Source organism: Psychrobacter sp. GW64-MNA-CIBAN-0177, from assembly GCF_040309585.1.
GTDB lineage: Bacteria > Pseudomonadota > Gammaproteobacteria > Pseudomonadales > Moraxellaceae > Psychrobacter > Psychrobacter okhotskensis.
Window position 1 is genome coordinate 1 of record NZ_JBEOOY010000200.1, and the last position, 276, is coordinate 276.

Here is a 276-nt window from a genome sequence, read left to right on the forward strand (position 1 = left end):
GTTCATGACCATGCGGCTTTTTTGTTTCGCGGCGACGACGCCGGCGGCGCGTGCGGCTGCTGCCGTTCAGGCTTTCTTCGCTTCGAGTTTCGGATCGCCGTAGAACTGCTCGACCAGTTCCTGCACGAGGTAGCGCTGATGCGGCGACAAGGCCTCGATCTTCGATGCGAGTTCGATCGTCTCGGGTGTCGGCGGATAACGTTCGTCGCGCGGCAGCGGTTGCGGCGTCGGATGTTCGATTACGCTTGGCGACGGCCCGTAATGCAGCCAGTGCAC

Annotated in this window: 1 protein-coding gene; it reads right to left on the reverse strand. The window is 62.3% G+C overall.

Going from position 1 to position 276, the window contains the following annotated elements; translation table 11 throughout:
* Positions 1 to 66 precede the first annotated feature (66 nt).
* Positions 67 to 276, reverse strand: a 210-nt coding sequence (locus tag AAEY79_RS14765; RefSeq protein WP_352289099.1) for a hypothetical protein, incomplete at its 5' end; no start/stop codon positions are given.